General features: G+C 42.6%; 19 protein-coding genes. 17 read left to right on the top strand and 2 right to left on the bottom strand.

Annotated elements, in window-relative coordinates; genetic code table 11:
• The first annotated feature begins 9 nt into the window (after positions 1-9).
• Together D8886_RS06060 and D8886_RS06055 are read left to right on the top strand one after the other, a co-directional pair.
• Positions 10-1,317 (top strand): PTS sugar transporter subunit IIC, encoded by a 1,308-nt coding sequence (locus D8886_RS06060; RefSeq protein WP_002909757.1) that lies wholly within the window; start codon positions 10-12, stop codon positions 1,315-1,317.
• Positions 1,314-2,699, top strand: coding sequence for a glycoside hydrolase family 1 protein (locus tag D8886_RS06055; protein ID WP_185761263.1), 1,386 nt, complete (start codon positions 1,314-1,316; stop codon positions 2,697-2,699). The genes D8886_RS06060 and D8886_RS06055 overlap by 4 nt, the downstream gene beginning before the upstream one ends.
• 68 nt (positions 2,700-2,767) lie before the next feature.
• On the opposite strand, the gene D8886_RS06050 is transcribed toward D8886_RS06055, so the two are convergent.
• A complete protein-coding gene (locus tag D8886_RS06050; protein WP_223313121.1) occupies positions 2,768-2,968 on the bottom strand; it encodes a 4-oxalocrotonate tautomerase in 201 nt (66 codons plus the stop codon).
• Between the two features lie 105 nt (positions 2,969-3,073).
• Between D8886_RS06050 and D8886_RS06045 the strand changes: the two genes are divergently transcribed.
• From D8886_RS06045 to D8886_RS06005, 9 genes are all read left to right on the top strand, one after another.
• Entirely contained in the window at positions 3,074-3,646 is a 573-nt protein-coding gene (locus tag D8886_RS06045; RefSeq protein ID WP_125434583.1) for a thymidine kinase, read from the top strand.
• 36 nt (positions 3,647-3,682) lie between these two features.
• On the top strand, positions 3,683-4,762 hold the full coding sequence (gene prfA, locus D8886_RS06040) for a peptide chain release factor 1 (RefSeq protein ID WP_125434581.1): 1,080 nt from the start codon (positions 3,683-3,685) through the stop codon (positions 4,760-4,762).
• Complete coding sequence (gene prmC / locus D8886_RS06035; protein WP_125434579.1) at positions 4,762-5,592, top strand: peptide chain release factor N(5)-glutamine methyltransferase; 831 nt, start codon at positions 4,762-4,764, stop codon at positions 5,590-5,592. Before prfA ends, prmC begins: the two co-directional genes overlap by 1 nt.
• The gene (locus D8886_RS06030; RefSeq protein ID WP_125434577.1) at positions 5,585-6,181 is read left to right on the top strand and encodes an L-threonylcarbamoyladenylate synthase; all 597 of its coding nucleotides are present in this window, start codon (positions 5,585-5,587) and stop codon (positions 6,179-6,181) included. Before prmC ends, D8886_RS06030 begins: the two co-directional genes overlap by 8 nt.
• Before the next feature lie 40 nt (positions 6,182-6,221).
• Positions 6,222-7,484: a serine hydroxymethyltransferase gene (gene glyA / locus D8886_RS06025; RefSeq protein WP_125434575.1), complete on the top strand. Its 1,263-nt coding sequence runs from the start codon at positions 6,222-6,224 to the stop codon at positions 7,482-7,484.
• Position 7,485: 1 nt separating this feature from the next.
• Positions 7,486-8,460 carry a nucleoid-associated protein gene (locus tag D8886_RS06020; RefSeq protein ID WP_125434573.1) on the top strand — a complete coding sequence of 325 codons (975 nt, stop codon included), beginning with the start codon at positions 7,486-7,488 and terminating at the stop codon, positions 8,458-8,460.
• Positions 8,460-9,062, top strand: a complete 603-nt coding sequence (locus D8886_RS06015) for a lysozyme family protein (protein WP_125434571.1) — start codon at positions 8,460-8,462, stop codon at positions 9,060-9,062. The genes D8886_RS06020 and D8886_RS06015 overlap by 1 nt, the downstream gene beginning before the upstream one ends.
• 114 nt (positions 9,063-9,176) lie before the next feature.
• Positions 9,177-10,031 carry an alpha/beta hydrolase gene (locus D8886_RS06010; protein WP_125434569.1) on the top strand — a complete coding sequence of 285 codons (855 nt, stop codon included), beginning with the start codon at positions 9,177-9,179 and terminating at the stop codon, positions 10,029-10,031.
• Between the two features lie 276 nt (positions 10,032-10,307).
• Positions 10,308-11,288: a DUF1002 domain-containing protein gene (locus D8886_RS06005; protein WP_125434567.1), complete on the top strand. Its 981-nt coding sequence runs from the start codon at positions 10,308-10,310 to the stop codon at positions 11,286-11,288.
• Positions 11,289-11,424: 136 nt separating this feature from the next.
• On the opposite strand, the gene guaA is transcribed toward D8886_RS06005, so the two are convergent.
• Positions 11,425-12,987, bottom strand: coding sequence for a glutamine-hydrolyzing GMP synthase (gene guaA / locus D8886_RS06000; RefSeq protein ID WP_125434565.1), 1,563 nt, complete (start codon positions 12,985-12,987; stop codon positions 11,425-11,427).
• A 323-nt stretch (positions 12,988-13,310) separates the two neighbouring features.
• On the opposite strand from guaA, the gene D8886_RS05990 reads away from it, so the two are divergent.
• The 6 genes from D8886_RS05990 to D8886_RS05965 all read left to right on the top strand — a co-directional run.
• A complete protein-coding gene (locus D8886_RS05990) occupies positions 13,311-14,009 on the top strand; it encodes a GntR family transcriptional regulator (protein ID WP_002909746.1) in 699 nt (232 codons plus the stop codon).
• Between the two features lie 152 nt (positions 14,010-14,161).
• On the top strand, positions 14,162-14,494 hold the full coding sequence (locus D8886_RS05985; protein ID WP_032907526.1) for a putative DNA-binding protein: 333 nt from the start codon (positions 14,162-14,164) through the stop codon (positions 14,492-14,494).
• Positions 14,495-14,496: 2 nt separating this feature from the next.
• Positions 14,497-14,712, top strand: coding sequence for a 2-oxoglutarate:acceptor oxidoreductase (locus D8886_RS05980; protein ID WP_125434563.1), 216 nt, complete (start codon positions 14,497-14,499; stop codon positions 14,710-14,712).
• A 28-nt stretch (positions 14,713-14,740) separates the two neighbouring features.
• The gene (gene ffh / locus D8886_RS05975) at positions 14,741-16,315 is read left to right on the top strand and encodes a signal recognition particle protein (RefSeq protein ID WP_002909742.1); all 1,575 of its coding nucleotides are present in this window, start codon (positions 14,741-14,743) and stop codon (positions 16,313-16,315) included.
• A 78-nt stretch (positions 16,316-16,393) separates the two neighbouring features.
• Positions 16,394-17,194 (top strand): alpha/beta hydrolase, encoded by an 801-nt coding sequence (locus D8886_RS05970; protein WP_002909741.1) that lies wholly within the window; start codon positions 16,394-16,396, stop codon positions 17,192-17,194.
• A 52-nt stretch (positions 17,195-17,246) separates the two neighbouring features.
• Positions 17,247-17,670 (top strand): MepB family protein (locus D8886_RS05965; RefSeq protein ID WP_125434561.1); only part of this gene is annotated, 424 nt, incomplete at its 3' end.

Genomic DNA, 17,670 nt, shown 5'->3' with positions numbered 1-17,670 from the left:
GTTTTTCTGATGGAAAAATTCTTTAACAGTAAATTCATGACCAAACTTCAGGAAATTGGTTATAAACTGGCCAACAATGTGTTTATACAGTCTTTACAAGCTGGATTAGGCTCTCTCTTGGGATTGATTACCGTGGGTTCCTTATTTCAAGTCTTAGCTGCGATTGGAAATGAAACAGCTCTAGGTTGGTTCAAAACAGGGGATGCAGTGTATAATACATTGACCTTGCCTTTCCGTTATTCAATGGATTTTATTTCTATCTGGGTTGCTATCTTCTTTGCTTATCATTATGCTAAGAATTTGAAATTGAAATCCCCTATTATGGCAGCTGTTGATACAGCAGTTACTTTCATGCTTGTGGCAGGAGCTTTTGTTGATACTGAAGAATTCTCCGGTCTGCAATTAGACTATCTCGGCTCACAAGGTATGTTTATCAGCTTCTTTATTGTCTTTGTCGTCGTACAGATTGAAAAATTCTGTTATGAAAAAGATATTAAAATAAAGATGCCAGATGTTGTGCCGCAGTTCCTGCAAGATAGTTTCGGCTCTATTCTGCCGGTATTCTTCTCCATCACTCTCTTCCTCTTGCTGAATGTTGGAATTGGAGCCTTGACAGCAGGAGCTTATAATGTTCCGTCTGGTTTTATGGCTCTCTTGCGTGCACCGCTTGGCGCTGTATCATCTGTTCCAGGTATTGTGATGCTTTGTATGTTAGCGCTGATTCTTTGGTGCTTCGGTATTCATGGTACCCTCATCATTATTCCAATCATTTCTCCGCTTGGGATTCAAGCGGCAACAACCAATGCTGCTCTTCATGCGAACGGTCAGCCAATGCAATTCTTCCCAGTCTTACTCTACACTTCCATGGCTTTAGTTGGAGGTACAGGGAATACCTGGGCCCTGGTCCTGATGGGCTTACGATCAAAATCTAAACAAATCAGTGCCGTGTCTAAGATTTCTCTCATTCCTGGATGGTTTGGTATCAATGAGCCGGTAACATTTGGTATGCCAATTATGTTCAACCCAATTCTTTGTATCCCTTATGTACTCAATGTGCCTATTATGATGATTTTGACTTATTTTGCTTACAAAACAGGCTTTATCATTCCGGCTTGGATTGTTGTCAGCGCTCAGTTGCCAATGGGCTTTAGTAACTATCTGACCACCCTTCGTTGGCAAAACTTTGTTTGGGACTATATCTTGATTTTACCAGCTATGTTAATCTACTATCCATTCTTCAAAAAATACGAAGAGCAATTGGTTAAGCAAGAAGCTGAAATGGAAGCTCTAGAAGCCAAAGGAGGTGCAGCAGCTTGATTGATGTGACAAAATTTTCCAGAGACTTTCTCTGGGGATCGGCTTCAGCAGCCTATCAAGTTGAAGGAGCTTGGGATGAAGATGGTAAGAGTCTGTCTATCTGGGACATCTTTGTCCGCCAGCCTAATAGGACCTTTAAAAACACGACAGGCGATGTGGCAGTGGACCATTATCATCACTACAAAGAAGATGTTAAACTGATGGCCGAAATGGGCCTAAAAGCTTATCGATTTTCTATTGCATGGACCCGTATTTTGCCCGAAGGACGAGGAGAGGTCAATCAGAAAGGGATTGAATTTTATTCAAATCTGATTGATGAGCTTCTCAAATATAATATTGAACCCATTATCACGATCTATCACTGGGATTTGCCTCAAGTACTGCAAGATGAGTACGGCGGTTGGGAATCCAGAAAGATAATCGACGATTTCCTGTATTATGCAGAGATTCTGTTCAAAAACTTTGGAGATCGAGTGAAATATTGGATTGGACTCAATGAGCAAAATGTTTTTGTTGGACTAGGCTATCGGGATGGTCTTTTTCCACCAGGAATCAAAAATATTCAGTTAATGCACCAGGTGAATCATATTGTCAACTTGGCTAATGCGACGATTATCAAACGATTCCATGATTTAAAAATAAAAGGTCAAATCGGTCCAAGCTTTGCTTTTCCTGTCCTTTATGCTCTGGATAATCATCCAGAGAATGTTCTAGCTATGGAGAAATCCTTGGATGTTAATGTTTGGTACTGGATGGATGCTTATCTATTGGGCCGTTATCCAAAGACAGCCTTAGCTTATCTGAAAAATCAATTCGGGATAGAATTAGATATCCGAGAAGGAGATTTAGAGATTTTAAAAGCTGGTCGTCCAGATTTCGTTGGTGTCAACTATTACCAATCTCATACTTTTGCTGCTAATGTACCGAATGCTGAAGCTGGTGAGCCGGACCAGTTTAAGCATGTGCCAAACGAACACTTAGAGCGTACTAGCTGGGAGTGGGAAATAGATCCAATTGGTTTACGAATTGCTTTACGGCGGATTACCAGCAGATATGACATCCCGATTATGATAACTGAAAATGGGCTAGGAGAGTATGATACCTTAACGGAAGATAGAAAGATCCATGACCCATATCGGATTGAATATCTTGATAATCATATTACAGCTGTACAAAATGCCATAGAAGATGGTTGCCAAGTCATCGGCTATTGTACGTGGTCTTTCACAGATCTACTTTCATGGCTCAACGGTTATGGCAAGCGCTATGGATTCGTTTATGTAGACCGTGATGAGGAAGAAGGGGGTAGTCTAGAGCGGATTCGAAAAGATAGTTTTTACTGGTATCAAAAATTAATTAAAGAATTTGAGAGCAAAAGATAAAACAGTAGAAGCCATTCATAGAAAAAAGCCAGCAGTTTGTATCCCTATACACTGCCAGCTTTTCTTTTTTATTTTTCCCTCATTTCTCCTTGTGGGAAGTAGGTTCCTTCTGGCATGTCGTTAATAATGACATGGACAGCAGACTGAGGTGCGCCTGTATTTCTGACAACGGCTTCAGTTACTTCCTTGGCAAGAGCTTTTTTCTGCTCCAGAGTACGACCTTCAAATAAATCAATTCTAACAAATGGCATATTTTCTGCCTCCTTTATTTCTTTATCATTATTTTATCACAAATGAGGTTTTAAAGAGTAATGAATTATGGTAAAATAATGTGAAGTAAAAATGGAGATAGTGAATTAGCAAAGATTTAAATTATGGCTCAGTTATACTACAAATATGGCACGATGAATTCGGGCAAGACCATTGAAATTTTGAAAGTGGCCCACAATTATGAAGAACAAGGCAAGAGCGTCGTTATCATGACCTCGGCTGTTGATACCCGGGACGGCTTTGGTGTCGTTTCTAGTCGTATCGGTATGAAGCGGAATGCTATGGCTATTGAAGATCAGACCGATATTTTTGGCTATATCCAGCAGCTGCCTGAGAAGCCTTATTGCGTTTTGATTGATGAGGCTCAGTTCTTGAAACGCCATCATGTCTATGATTTGGCTAGAGTGGTGGATGAGTTGGATGTTCCAGTTATGGCTTTTGGTCTGAAAAACGACTTTCGCAATGAACTATTCGAAGGCTCCAAACATCTCTTGCTCTTGGCTGACAAGATTGAGGAGATTAAAACCATTTGCCAATATTGCTCTCGTAAGGCAATCATGGTTTTACGGACTGATAACGGAAAGCCGGTTTATGACGGAGAACAGATTAAAATTGGCGGCCACGAGACCTATATCTCAGTCTGCCGCAAACACTATTTTAACCCCGACATTAAGTAATCCAACGATAGAAACAAAGGAGATGATGAAAAATATATGAACATCTATGAACAGTTACAAGCGGTAGAAGATCGCTACGAAGAGTTAGGTGAGCTTTTGAGTGACCCTGATGTGGTCAGTGATACCAAGCGTTTTATGGAGCTTTCTAAGGAAGAAGCCAGCACCCGCGATACAGTGGCAGCTTACCGCGAGTATAAAAAAGTTCTGCAAAACATCACAGACGCCGAAGAAATGATTAAAGACGCCTCTGGTGATGCGGACTTGGAGGAAATGGCCAAGCAGGAGCTCAAGGATGCCAAGGCTGAAAAAGAAGAATACGAGGAAAAACTAAAAATCCTTCTTTTACCCAAAGACCCAAACGATGATAAGAATATTATCCTTGAAATCCGCGGTGCAGCAGGAGGAGACGAGGCGCAGTTGTTTGCAGGAGATCTCTTGCAGATGTATCAAAAATATGCTGAAAGCCAAGGCTGGCGCTTTGAAGTTATGGAAGCTTCTTACAATGGTGTAGGTGGAATCAAGGAAGTGGTCGCTATGGTCTCGGGTCAGTCGGTCTACTCAAAGCTTAAGTATGAATCTGGTGCTCACCGCGTACAGCGGGTTCCTGTAACCGAGAGCCAAGGCCGCGTTCACACTTCGACGGCAACAGTGCTGGTAATGCCAGAAATCGAAGAAGTAGAATACGACATTGATCCTAAAGATTTGCGGGTGGACATCTACCATGCTTCAGGTGCCGGCGGACAGAACGTCAATAAGGTTGCGACTGCTGTTCGTATTGTTCACTTGCCTACCAATATCAAGGTCGAAATGCAGGAAGAGCGTACCCAGCAGAAGAACAGGGATAAGGCTATGAAAATCATCCGAGCTCGCGTGGCAGACCACTTTGCTCAAATTGCTCAAGATGAGCAAGATGCAGAGCGCAAGTCAACGATTGGTACTGGCGATCGCTCGGAGCGGATTCGCACCTATAATTTCCCGCAAAACCGGGTGACAGACCACCGTATCGGATTGACTCTGCAAAAACTGGACACGATTTTAGCTGGGAAACTGGATGAAGTCGTTGACGCTCTGGTTCTCTATGACCAAACGCAAAAACTAGAAGAGCTGAATAAATAATGACATTAGCTCAATATTTGGCGGAGTTAGAGCAAGAGCTGGTAGCAGCTGGAGAAGAAGCAGAAAGCCTGACTTTCGTTTATCGGGCTCTCAAGAATCTCTCCTTTACGGAATTTGTTCTCAAGCTTCGGACAGAAGTCAGCCAAGAAGATCGTGACCAGCTAAAAGCAATTCAAGAGCAGCTGCTTGCTCATAGGCCAGCCCAGTATATCATTGGCAGCAGTGACTTTCACGGCCTGGCTCTCAAGGTTGATGAGCGGGTTCTAATTCCTAGGCCTGAGACGGAGGAGCTGGTGGAGCTGATTTTGTCAGAAAATCCTGAAAGTTCTCTGTCTGTCTTGGATATCGGAACAGGTAGCGGAGCCATTGCTCTTGCACTAGCAAACAGCCGTCCAGACTGGCAGATTACTGCTTCTGATCTCTCAAGCGATGCTCTTTCCTTGGCAGCAGAAAATGCTCAGTCTTGCGGACTCAACCTCACTTTTGTCCAATCTGATTGTTTGGAAGCAATTAGAGGGAGCTTTGACATCGTTGTCTCCAATCCGCCCTATATTTCAGAAGCAGATAAAGACGAAGTCGGACTTAACGTTCTGACCTCAGAGCCTCACATGGCCCTTTTTGCAGAAGAGGATGGCTATGCCATCTACCGAAAAATAGCAGAGCAGGCAGGGGCCTATCTAACAGAAAAAGGAAAAATTTATCTGGAAATTGGCTATAAGCAAGGAGACGCTGTTAGGGATTTGTTGAAAGAATCCTTCCCGCAAAAACGAATCCGAGTTCTGAAAGATCAATTTGGCAAAGATAGAATGGTGGCGATGGACAATGGATAAGATAGAAAAGACCCTGGCAGCAGGCGGAGCGGTCGTTCTGCCGACAGAAACTGTTTATGGCCTCTTTGCACAGGCTTTGAATGAAGAGGCGGTTGAGCGAGTCTATGAATTAAAACGAAGACCTCGCGACAAGGCTCTTAATCTTAATGTGGCTAGCTTAGAAGAGATTTATGCTTTTTCTAAGAACCAGCCCACTTATCTAGATCAACTCTACCAAGCCTTTCTGCCTGGGCCACTGACTATTATCCTCCAAGCCAATGACCAAGTGCCGACTTGGATAAACTCAGGTATGGATACTGTAGGATTTCGGATTCCTAAACATCCAGTTACCCTGGACTTGATTAGCAAGTACGGTCCCTTGATTGGTCCATCCGCCAATCTTTCTGGAAAAGCCAGTGGAACTTCTTTCCAGCAGATTATGATGGATTTTCAAGAGGAGGTCTCAGGTGTAGAAGATGATGCATTCTTGACAGGTCAGGATTCAACTATTCTAGACTTGTCTGGAGAAAAGGCACTTATTCTACGCCAGGGAGCGATTACTCGCGAGGATATTCTCGCCCAAGTAAATGATATAAAATTTCAACTTTAGGACCGAAGGTCCTATTTTCGCAAAAGAAGGGAGACACCTTATGATTTTTGACCAAGAAGACTACAAAGCATTTGACCCAGAGATTTGGGAAGCAGTTGCTAAAGAAGAAGAACGTCAGCAGCATAATATTGAGCTGATTGCTTCAGAAAATGTCGTTTCTAAAGCTGTCATGGCCGCTCAAGGTTCTATTTTGACCAATAAATATGCCGAAGGTTATCCAGGACGCCGTTACTATGGTGGGACAGATGTAGTGGATGTGATTGAGAGTCTAGCGATTGAGCGCGCCAAGGAGATTTTTGGTGCCAAGTTTGCCAATGTGCAGCCTCACTCAGGCAGCCAGGCAAATTGTGCGGCTTATATGGCTTTGATTGAGCCAGGTGATACAGTTATGGGCATGGATCTGTCTGCTGGCGGCCACTTGACTCATGGTGCATCAGTCAGCTTTTCTGGTCAAACCTATAATTTTGTATCCTATAGTGTTGACCCAGAAACAGAATTGCTTGACTTTGATGCCATCCTCCAGCAAGCCAAAGAAGTACAGCCTAAACTTATTGTAGCGGGTGCTTCAGCCTACTCTCATATCATTGACTTTTCAAAATTCCGTGAAATTGCTGATGCAGTAGGTGCCAAGCTTATGGTAGATATGGCTCACATTGCTGGTTTGGTTGCTGCAGGTCTCCATCCAAGTCCTGTTCCTTATGCAGATATCACGACAACAACGACCCACAAGACCTTGCGAGGACCTCGCGGTGGCTTGATTTTGACAAATGATGAAGAATTGGCTAAGAAAATCAACTCAGCTATCTTCCCAGGCATTCAAGGCGGACCATTGGAGCATGTCATTGCAGCCAAAGCTGTGGCTTTCAAAGAAGTGCTGGATCCAGCTTTCAAGGTTTATGCTCAGCAGATTTTGGACAATGCCCAAGCCATGGCCCAAGTCTTCCGTCAGCTTGACAAGTTCCGTGTGATTTCTGACGGTACTGAAAATCACCTTTTCTTAGTGGATGTCACTAAGGTTGTAGAAAATGGGAAAGTCGCTCAAAATCTCTTGGATGAAGTCAATATAACCCTTAATAAAAACTCCATTCCTTACGAGACTTTATCACCATTTAAGACTAGCGGAATTCGTATCGGTACAGCAGCTATTGCAGCTCGAGGCTTTGGCGTAACAGAAAGTATCAAGGTAGCCGAGCTTATTATCAAGGCTCTGGAAAACGCTGAAAACGAAGCGGTGCTGAATCAAGTGCGAGCAGAAGTTCGCGAACTAACAGACGCTTTTCCACTCTATGAGGGCTTGAACTAAGATGGATATTTACGTAAAAAAAGCGATTATTCATCAATTCAGCCCAGCTGATACCGAACTGCTGCTAGCGGATAAGTTTCTCAACATCACTCCTAAGATAGAAGAATATCTGCGCAAAAAAATCGAGCGGGTCTATTCTGACGATGCTAAAACAGGTGTTTTCGATCCCGAAAACGTCTTTTTAGCCCAGCTTTCAGACGACTTACTGGAAACATCAGTGACAGTGGCCAAGCTTTGGCAGGAGGAGTTTTCTGTCAGTGAAAACCAGAAAACCAACGATCTGATTTTTGTCCAGTTTGACAAAGAGGGCGTGGAGCACTTCGCTTTTCTGCGGATTGCTCTGCGGGAAACCCTGACCCACTTGGGTGGTGAGGTGGACAATCCTATCAAACTGACGCAGAACAATCTGCCTGGCTTTGGTACAGGTGCGGACGAGGCTTTGGTCATCAATCTTAAATCTCGCAAGTACCATCTGATTGAAAAACGCATCAAGTATAACGGTGCCTTTCTCAATTATATGTCAGATAATCTCTTGCAGGTCAATCCGACAATCTCAGCTAAGAAATCAATCAAAGCTCTGGAGAAGACTGCTCAAAAAGTTGCCGAGAGTTTTAATAAAGACGATTTTCAGTTCCAGTCCAAGGTCAAATCCAGTATTTTCAAAAATTTGGAAGAAAATGACGAACTGTCGCCTGAAAAACTGGCTGATGATCTTTTTGACAACAATCTGACTGCCCGACTTACCTTTATTGACCAAGTCAAGGAAGCTATTCCTGAACCAGTCAAGTTTGATGAGATTGACAGCAGCCGCCAGAAGAAAAAGTTCGAAAATCAGAAACTCTCCCTTTCAAACGGAATTGAGCTCATCGTTCCCAATAATATCTATCAGGACGCAGAGTCTGTAGAATTTATCCAGAACGATAATGGGACCTATTCTATTTTGATTAAGAACATCGAGGATATCCAAAATAAATAATGTTTAAATTTTTAAGAAGACTGATTTTAGTCCTTTTTGTGCTCTTTGCTGGCTGCAAGATTTATCAGGTTCATCATGATGTCAAACAGGTCATGAAGTATCAGACTTTGGTCAGAGAAGTGCTGGACGAGCAGGACACAGCAGCCAATGAAGAATTGGTACTGGCCATGATTTATACAGAAACCAAGGGGAAAGATACTGATGTCATGCAGTCCAGTGAAAGCGCGACTGGTCAGATCAATGCCATCACGGACAACAAAGAAAGTATTCGCCAGGGAGTTCAGACCTTGTCTGATAACCTAGAGTTAGCCAGCGAGAAAAAGGTGGACGTTTGGACAGCAGTACAAGCCTATAATTTCGGTCAGGCCTATATCGACTACGTCGCTAAAAACGGTGGTGAAAATACGCTGGACCTGGCTAAGAAATATTCCAAAGATGTAGTAGCGCCAAGCTTAGGAAATGTAACTGGCAAGACCTACGGCTACTATAACCTGATTTCAATTTTCCACGGTCCAGAGCTCTATATCAACGGCGGAAATTATTATTATTCCCGTCAGGTCAAGATGAACATGCACATCATGCGCCTCTTAAAATGGTTTTAGAAAGAAGTTTTCAAGCTTCTTTCTTTTTTGATGGTGAAGTAATAATCCGGATATTTGTAACCACGATGGATACATGATATAATTTTGTACATCTATCATAAAAAGGAATGAAAAATGAACAAGAAACTCGGTTTTAAGCTCCTCATTCTGGTTTTAGTGACAATTGCCGGTCTAACAGCTTTTTACAACCATAAAGAAGCCACTAACCTCAATACAAAATACTATGTGCAGTCAACAACTCCGACCTTGTTTTTCCATGGTTTTGGATCCAGCTCTAATGCTGAAAATCATATGACAGAGGCTGCCAAAAAGGCTGGAGTCACTCAGACAATTATCACAGCAAATGTCAGTAAAAACGGGCAAGTAAGCTTATTAGGAAAGATACCGGAAGGTGCTATCAATCCCATTATTAAGGTAAACTACGAAGATAACCGCAATGCCGACTATGCTCAAGATGGCAAATATGCAGCAGCTGTGATTCGTAAGTTACAAGAGACTTATGGATTTGATAAAATGAATCTAGTAGGACATTCGATGGGGAATATGTCCGTCCTCTTTTATATGCTGGAGAACGGTCAGGATGAAAAGCTGCCCGAGCTGCAAAAGCAGGTCAATATTGCCAACCATGTTAATGGTCTGCAAGGAAGGGACTTACCTGAAGATTTGAGAATCCTAGATGACCAAACTGGCAAGCCTAGTGCTATGAGCCAGACTTATCAAAAACTACTGGGATTACGAGAAGTTTACCCGCAAGAACAAGTAGATGTTCTGAACATTTACGGTGATTTTAAAAATGAATCCGACGGTTCTGTCCTCAATATTTCTTCTCGCAGTCTCAAATATCTCCTGGTTGAGAATGCCAAATCTTACCAGGAAAAGAAAATCACAGGTCAGTTGGCTCAGCACAGCCAATTGCATGAGAATCCAGAGGTAGATGAATTGCTGATTGACTTCCTCTGGAAAAAGTAGAAAAGAGCAGTTGCTGGCTAGCAAATCCAGCGACTGTTTTTTCTTTGAACTTCTTTGAGAAATGTTGTAAAATGTATCTATTATCTCGAGCCATTTATGGATGAGATAATAATAACTCCATCATTGCAGCAACTCAACTGAAGTACTCTGAATATCAAAAGGAGCGAAAATCACAAGCTCAAGAAACAGAAATTCGAGGCACTCAGATAAAAAGTTTGCTCTATAAAAAAGCTATAGAATTTGGGAAACTATAGCGGGAGGAAAAGAGGAAAAAATATGAAATTCAAAAAAACTTTAATGACAGCAGGAGCCTTGCTGGCTACTCTGTTTACTGTATCGACCGCAGCTGCCGATTCAAATGTTCAGAAAGTCATTGATGAGACATACGTGCAGCCAGAGTATGTGCTGGGTTACTCCTTAGATGAGAACCAAAAACAGCAGACCTTGCAGATGTTGGGCTACAATTCATCCAGCGATAGCAAGCCGCTTAAAACCATGACGCCTGAAGTCTACTCAAAAATCATGGATGTTGCCAACGACCCTAGCCTGCAGCTTTATTCTTCTGTAAAAATCCAGAAGTTAGGCGGCAACAAGCCATTAGAAGTAAAAATCGTCACTCCGCAAAATATCACTAAGGTTACGGAAGATATGTATCGCAATGCAGCTGTTACTCTGGGTGTCAAGCACGCGCAGATTACCGTTGCAGCACCGATTCCGGTAACAGGTGAGAGCGCCTTGGCAGGGATTTACTACTCTCTGGAGGATAATGGCGCGACCATTCCTCAGGAAAATAAGAATCTAGCACAAGAAGAACTGGCTGCCCTTTCTGGTATCAATGCTGAAAACACAGGTAAGGAAGGCTATGACGCAGACAAGCTCAACGTAGCTTTGGCAGATATCAAAGCGGCCATCGCCAATGCTAAGAAGAACAACAGCAATCTCACAGCAGATGATGTTCGTAAGATTGTTGAAGAAACCTTGAAAAACTATGGACTGACTCAGTCAGTAACTAGCGACCAAATCAACCTCATCGTTAATTTTGCTATCAATCTTTCAAACAGTGGAGTCATTACGGATTCTGACTTTACAAAGACACTTAGTGACTTGAAAGACAGCATTGTTTCAAAGGCAGGGGATACTTTTAACAATATTAACCTCAACTTTGATGCAAACGGCCTCCTTCAAGAAGGTGGTAATTTCTTTTCTAATATCTGGAATGCCATCGTCAACTTCTTTAAAGGATTGTTTGGCGGTTAATTCTAAGACTATGTAAAACAAGGCTGGGACATGTTAGTCCCAGCCTTGTTTGTTATTTCTTAATATGTTAAATCCTCCATCAGAAGCGTTCTAGTGGAGGATTTTTACTTTTAATATTTCAAATTAGATTTATTTCTTACTCCCACTCTACAGTTGCAGGTGGTTTGCTGGTGATATCGTAGACGATGCGGTTGACATGGTCTACTTCGTTGACGATACGAACAGAGATTTTTTGCAGAACATCCCAAGGAAGTTTGGCAAAGTCAGCTGTCATACCATCAATAGAAGTGATAGCACGAATCGCAATTGTGTAGTCGTAAGTCCGGCCGTCACCCATGACACCAACAGATCGGACTCCAGTATTAACAGTAAAGTATTGCCAGATGTCGCGGTCAAGACCAGCTTTGGCGATTTCTTCACGGAGAATTGCGTCAGATTCGCGGACAGTTTCCAATTTTTCCTCAGTGATTTCTCCCATAACACGAATAGCAAGTCCTGGTCCTGGGAATGGCTGGCGCCAGACGATTTCATCAGGCATACCAAGCTCTGTACCCAAAGCACGCACTTCGTCCTTGTAGAGCGTGTTCAGTGGCTCAATCAGCTCAAACTGCATGTCTTCTGGCAGACCACCAACGTTATGGTGGGACTTGATAGTCTGAGCAGTGTCGGTACCAGATTCGATAACGTCTGTATAGAGAGTTCCTTGAGCCAAGAATTTTACATCTTTTAGTTTGCTGGCTTCGTCGTCAAAGACATAGACAAACTCGTTTCCAATGATTTTACGTTTTTGCTCTGGGTCTGAGACGCCGGATAGTTTATCAAGAAAACGCTTAGCTGCGTCAGCCTTAATAATATTCAAACCAAATTTGCCGCCCAGCATATCCATGACCTGATCTGCTTCGCCTTTACGCAAAAGACCATGATCCACAAAGATACAGATTAGTTGATCGCCGATTGCTTTCTGCAAGAGAACACCGACGACAGAAGAGTCTACACCACCAGAAAGTCCCAACAGCACCTTCTTGTCACCAACGGTTTGCCGGATTTTTTGAATTTCCATGTCAATGAAGTTATCCATAGACCAGTCGCCTTTGGCTCCACAAATATTAAGAGCAAAGTTGCGCAGGATATCATAACCAAACTCTGAATGACGAACCTCAGGGTGGAACTGAATGCCATAGATTTTCTTAGCTGGATTTTCAATGGCTGCAAAAGGACAGTCAGCAGAAGTACCAGTACGGACAAAGTCAGCAGGAATTTCTGTTACTGCATCTCCGTGGCTCATAAGAACTAACTGGCTTTCAGGCGTACCGTTGAAAAGGCTGGAATTAGCAGTATGTGACAGAGTCGACTGACCATATTCTCGATTTCCAGCATGACCAGCAGGGACAACCTTGCCGCCTAGCTTGTGAGTTAACAGCTGCATACCATAGCAGATCCCCAAAATCGGGATTCCCAACTCGAAAATTTCTGGATCAATATCAAAAGAGCCGTCTTCATATACAGAATTTGGACCGCCGGAAAGGATAATCCCGACAGGCTGGATAGCACGGACTTCGTCAGCTGTAATCTTGTGGCTCTTGAGCTCAGAAAAAACACCGATTTCACGAATGCGGCGTGAAATCAGCTGGTTGTACTGGCTGCCGTAATCAAGCACGATAATCTTTTCGATATCTTGCAATTCAGTTCTAGTTGTCATCTGTTCCCTTTCTTAAAAGAAGTAATCTTTTCCCCTCATTTTATCACAAAAAAGGAATTTTTCCAAGGTAATAAAAAGTAAGAGTGATGAAAAAACGAATATGAGTCTTTAGTTTGTTTTTATCGTTTGTTTAGACTGACTTGCCATAGACGCCAGTGCCATCTCTGACTAAAATCAAATAAACAAGCTCTTAAAATGTTGATCTTTTTTGACAAAATAACTGATTTCGTGAGAAAAGCCTCCGCTCTTCAATATTTAGTTTGACATTTGAAGTATTTGGTACTAAAATAAAGGAAGGTACCAAATAAGAAAGAAGAGCCGACATGTTACCCGCATATATTAAAATTCATGATCAGATTAAGAAAGATATTGATGATGCCGTTTGGGAGATCGGGGAGCGCCTGCCCAGCGAGCGAGATCTAGCCGAAACTTTTAAAGTCAGCCGTATGACCTTGCGTCAGGCTATTACACTCTTGGTTGAGGAGGGAGTGCTAGAGCGTCGAGTCGGTAGCGGAACTTTCGTAGCTAGCACACGTGTTCAGGAAAAAATGCGCGGCACTACAAGCTTCACGGAAATCATGAAGGCACAAGGCAAAACGCCATCCAGTCAGCTTATTTCTTATCGACGTACTCTGCCGAGTGAGCAGGAAGTGGAGAAACTAGGCATCCACAAGACGGAAAATGTCATTCGGATGGAGCGGGTTCGCTACGCTGACGATTTGCCGGTGGTCTACGAGGTGGCTTCAATTCCAGAGAAGTTCATTAAGAATTTCAAAAAAGAAGAGGTGACTAGTCATTTCTTCCAAACCTTGCAGGAACATGGCTATAAGATCGGCAAGTCTCAGCAGACTATTTATGCTCGGCTGGCTAAGGAAAAAATCGCCAATTACCTCGATATTCCTCGCGGCCATGCCATCTTAGGACTGACTCAGATTTCTTATTTTGATGACGGAACAGCTTTTGAATATGTAAAAAGCCAGTATGTCGGCGATCGTTTTGAATTTTATTTGGAAAACAATTAATTATTGCAAAACTCTTAGTTATCACTAAGAGTTTTTAACTTGTCTTTTACAAGGAAGAAAAAGCTGATTGACCTTTTGCAATCTCATATTTCGAGTGTTTATCCCCCTTGTCAGACTAGAGTTTATCATGCTTTTCTGGTATAATGTTTCTTATGGAAATTGAAAAAACAAACCGAATGAATGCTCTCTTTGAGTTTTATGCGGCGCTTTTGACTGACAAGCAGATGAACTATATTGAGCTCTACTATGCGGATGACTACAGTCTGGCAGAGATTGCTGAAGAGTTTGGTGTTAGCCGTCAAGCCGTTTATGATAATATTAAGCGGACGGAGAAGATTCTGGAGGACTATGAGAAAAAGCTGCACATGTACTCGGACTATATCGTCAGAAGTCAGATATTTGACCAGATTACAGAGAAATACCCTGACGACAGCTATCTGCAGGAGCAGATCGGGATTCTGTCTGGTATTGACAATAGGGAGTGACCATGGCTAAACAAGTTAGCTACAAGGGAATGTCTTGCTGGTTGTTAGAGTTGGAAGAAGCTTTTCCTGCCAGGGTACAAATCATCTCCCCTGACGATCTTTCTAAGGCAACGCAAGAAGGCTTCAGCTGCTGGGGCTACCCAAATGAGATTATGAAAGAAGTCTCTGCTGAGGAATACGCTTGTTTAACACGTTTTGGAAAATTTCCACTGAATTGATCGAAATAGAAACTAGGAGAATAAAAAAATGGCATTTGAAAGTTTAACGGAACGTTTGCAGAACGTCTTTAAAAATCTGCGCAGAAAAGGAAAAATCTCAGAAAGCGATGTTCAGGAAGCAACCAAAGAGATTCGTTTGGCCCTTTTAGAAGCCGATGTTGCCCTGCCAGTTGTCAAAGACTTTATCAAGAAAGTCCGTGAGCGAGCTGTCGGCCATGAAGTTATCGACACCCTCAATCCAGCGCAACAGATTATCAAGATTGTTGACGAAGAGCTGACAACTATTCTGGGTTCTGATACTGCTGAGATTATCAAGTCACCAAAGATTCCAACTATTATCATGATGGTTGGTCTGCAAGGGGCTGGTAAGACCACCTTTGCTGGAAAGCTTGCTAATAAGCTCAAGAAAGAAGAAAATGCTCGTCCTCTCATGATTGCGGCGGATATTTACCGTCCGGCGGCTATTGATCAGCTGAAAACACTTGGACAGCAAATTGATGTTCCTGTCTTTGCTTTAGGCACGGAAGTTCCAGCAGTTGAGATTGTCCGTCAGGGTTTGGAGCAAGCCAAAGCAAACCACAATGACTATGTCCTGATTGATACGGCTGGGCGCCTTCAGATTGACGAAAAGCTCATGCAGGAGCTGTCAGATGTCAAAGCGCTGGCTAATCCGAATGAAATCCTCTTGGTTGTAGATGCCATGATTGGTCAGGAGGCGGCTAATGTCGCTCGAGAATTTAACAGTCAACTGGAGGTGACCGGGGTTATCCTGACTAAGATTGATGGCGATACCCGTGGTGGTGCAGCCCTGTCTGTCCGTCAGATTACTGGTAAGCCTATTAAATTTACTGGTACCGGTGAAAAGATTACTGATATCGAAACCTTCCACCCAGACCGCATGTCCAGTCGGATTCTGGGCATGGGGGACATGCTGACTCTGATCGAAAAAGCCTCTCAGGAATACGATGAGAAAAAATCGCTTGAAATGGCTGAAAAGATGCGGGAAAACACCTTTGATTTCAATGACTTCATTGATCAGCTGGATCAGGTACAAGGCATGGGACCTATGGAAGACTTGCTCAAGCTGATTCCAGGTATGGCCAATAATCCTGCTCTCAAGAATATCAAAGTAGATGAGAAAGAAATTGCTCGCAAGCGTGCCATCGTATCCTCTATGACACCAGCTGAGCGGGAAAATCCTGACTTGCTGAGTCCTAGCCGTCGCCGTCGGATTGCCAATGGTTCAGGTAACAGCTTCGTCGATGTCAATAAATTTATCAAAGACTTCAATCAAGCTAAGCAGATGATGCAGGGCGTTCTGTCAGGCGATATGAGCAAGATGATGAAGCAAATGGGGCTCAATCCAAACAATATGCCTAAGAACATGCCTGGCGGCGGAGGAATGCCCGACATGTCAGCTCTAGAAGGCATGATGGGTCAAGGCGGTATGCCAGATATGTCAGGCTTAGGAGGATCCGGCATGCCGGATATGAGCCAAATGTTTGGCGGCGGACTCAAGGGCAAGGCTGGAGAGTTCCTGATGCGCCGCAGCATGAACAAGATGGCCAAGCAAATGAAGAAAAACAAGAAGAAGCGGAAGTAATAACAAAAAAACAAGTCGCATAACTAAGTTTTATGTGGCTTGTTTTTGGAAACATCAGATTCAGATACGGAGACTATAATGAAACCTTTTTTTACTCGATGCATTCATCGACTTGCTAAAACCTTTCAAAAATTATTGAATAAGCTGCCTTCCCACCCTATTTCTCATCTACCTGCCAGCAAGGTCAAAATACATCCTATTATCATGATTCCAGGTAGTTCGGCGACAGAGAATCGATTTAATCGAATGGTTAAAAAACTCAATCGTAATCAGCATCCGCATCATAGTTTGCTCCGTATTAAAATTTGGAATGACGGGCATATAACTTACCGAGGGCATTTGAAGCGAAAGGATAGAAATCCCATTTTTGTAGTTGGCTTTCAAAATAATCGCGATGGTTATGAAAATATCAAGAATCAAGCAGCAATGTTTGACGCTGTCTTGACTGCCTTGCGAGAGAAGTATTCTTTTAACAGCTTTAAGGCGCTTGGACATTCTAACGGTGGTCTAGTTTATACATTATTCCTGCAGCAATACCTTGCAAACCATTCTGGGCTAGAGATGGAAAAGCTCCTGACTATCGGCAGTCCTTATAATCTGAACAAGAAAAATCTCAATCATCGAGTTGCGATGTTAGTTGACTTTGTAGACAACCAGGAAAAACTGCCTAAGAAGCTGGAGCATTTGTCAATTTTGGGAATCTTTTTCCGAGATGGCGACGGAATTGTCCATAAAAGCAGTGTAGAGGCTGGGAGTTTGATTTACAAAGGAAAAATCGCTTCACACAGAGAGGTCGTCATCGTAGGCAAGGACGCCCATCATTCTTCCTTGCCGCAAAATGAACAGGTAGTTGATTTGATTAGGGAGTTTTTATTCTAGTAAATATTTTACATAATTTAATTTTAGTAAAAATCAGAAAGGCAATAAAAGAATGAAAATGACAGACATTCTTTATAGGTATTATGGTGACTTTGATCTGGTAAATGAAAAATGGAACGAAGACTATGAAAGCATTTTAATTAAGCCAAAGGATAATCAAGAATATAAAAGATGCCGTTTGGCAAAGAAANCACCCAAAAAAGAAGGCTACTTTACAGTCTTTTGGAAAAAAGACCAAAACAACAAGAATATTCCTTATACTGATAGAGACTTGGGTGATGAACTAGTTATTGTCGTTATTGACGACTGTCATTGCGGTATATTTATAATTCCCAAAGGGGTGGCTATTAGTAAAAAAATTCTTTCTACAAAGGATTGTAAAGGAAAGATGGCTATGCGGTTTTATCCGTCCTGGTGCACAAATTTAAATAAAACAGCTCAGGCAACACAAAAATGGCAACTGGATTATTTTAAAA

The organism is Streptococcus sanguinis (assembly GCF_003943655.1).
GTDB lineage: Bacteria > Bacillota > Bacilli > Lactobacillales > Streptococcaceae > Streptococcus > Streptococcus sanguinis_F.
The sequence above is the reverse complement of the archived record's forward strand: the minus strand, read 5'-3'. Positions and strand labels throughout refer to the sequence as shown.

What these genes read in the sequence shown, in the direction of transcription:
- D8886_RS05980 (WP_125434563.1), top strand. Translation starts at nt 14,497, where the DNA reads ATGGCTAAACAAGTTAGCTACAAGGGAATGTCTTGCTGGTTGTTAGAG.
- prmC (WP_125434579.1), top strand. Translation starts at nt 4,762, where the DNA reads ATGACATTAGCTCAATATTTGGCGGAGTTAGAGCAAGAGCTGGTAGCA.
- ffh (WP_002909742.1), top strand. Translation starts at nt 14,741, where the DNA reads ATGGCATTTGAAAGTTTAACGGAACGTTTGCAGAACGTCTTTAAAAAT.
- D8886_RS05985 (WP_032907526.1), top strand. Translation starts at nt 14,162, where the DNA reads ATGGAAATTGAAAAAACAAACCGAATGAATGCTCTCTTTGAGTTTTAT.
- D8886_RS06030 (WP_125434577.1), top strand. Translation starts at nt 5,585, where the DNA reads ATGGATAAGATAGAAAAGACCCTGGCAGCAGGCGGAGCGGTCGTTCTG.
- D8886_RS06020 (WP_125434573.1), top strand. Translation starts at nt 7,486, where the DNA reads ATGGATATTTACGTAAAAAAAGCGATTATTCATCAATTCAGCCCAGCT.
- glyA (WP_125434575.1), top strand. Translation starts at nt 6,222, where the DNA reads ATGATTTTTGACCAAGAAGACTACAAAGCATTTGACCCAGAGATTTGG.
- D8886_RS06005 (WP_125434567.1), top strand. Translation starts at nt 10,308, where the DNA reads ATGAAATTCAAAAAAACTTTAATGACAGCAGGAGCCTTGCTGGCTACT.
- D8886_RS05970 (WP_002909741.1), top strand. Translation starts at nt 16,394, where the DNA reads ATGAAACCTTTTTTTACTCGATGCATTCATCGACTTGCTAAAACCTTT.
- D8886_RS06010 (WP_125434569.1), top strand. Translation starts at nt 9,177, where the DNA reads ATGAACAAGAAACTCGGTTTTAAGCTCCTCATTCTGGTTTTAGTGACA.
- guaA (WP_125434565.1), bottom strand. Translation starts at nt 12,987, where the DNA reads ATGACAACTAGAACTGAATTGCAAGATATCGAAAAGATTATCGTGCTT.
- D8886_RS06015 (WP_125434571.1), top strand. Translation starts at nt 8,460, where the DNA reads ATGTTTAAATTTTTAAGAAGACTGATTTTAGTCCTTTTTGTGCTCTTT.
- D8886_RS06060 (WP_002909757.1), top strand. Translation starts at nt 10, where the DNA reads ATGGAAAAATTCTTTAACAGTAAATTCATGACCAAACTTCAGGAAATT.
- D8886_RS06045 (WP_125434583.1), top strand. Translation starts at nt 3,074, where the DNA reads ATGGCTCAGTTATACTACAAATATGGCACGATGAATTCGGGCAAGACC.
- prfA (WP_125434581.1), top strand. Translation starts at nt 3,683, where the DNA reads ATGAACATCTATGAACAGTTACAAGCGGTAGAAGATCGCTACGAAGAG.
- D8886_RS05990 (WP_002909746.1), top strand. Translation starts at nt 13,311, where the DNA reads ATGTTACCCGCATATATTAAAATTCATGATCAGATTAAGAAAGATATT.